General features: G+C 55.7%; 1 rRNA gene. It reads right to left on the reverse strand.

The window, feature by feature from the left end:
• A 16S ribosomal RNA gene (locus AACW87_RS15960) occupies positions 1 to 255 on the reverse strand; the annotation flags it as partial.

The raw sequence follows: 255 nt of genomic DNA on the forward strand, positions 1-255 counted from the left end.
TTATCCAACCGCCTGCGTGCGCTTTACGCCCAGTAATTCCGATTAACGCTTGCACCCTCCGTATTACCGCGGCTGCTGGCACGGAGTTAGCCGGTGCTTCTTCTGCGAGTAACGTCACAGTTGACACGTATTAGGCGCCAACCTTTCCTCCTCGCTGAAAGTGCTTTACAACCCGAAGGCCTTCTTCACACACGCGGCATGGCTGCATCAGGGTTTCCCCCATTGTGCAATATTCCCCACTGCTGCCTCCCGTAG

The sequence above is a fragment of the Aeromonas sp. MR7 genome (genome assembly GCF_963899385.1).
Lineage (GTDB): Bacteria > Pseudomonadota > Gammaproteobacteria > Enterobacterales > Aeromonadaceae > Aeromonas > Aeromonas bestiarum.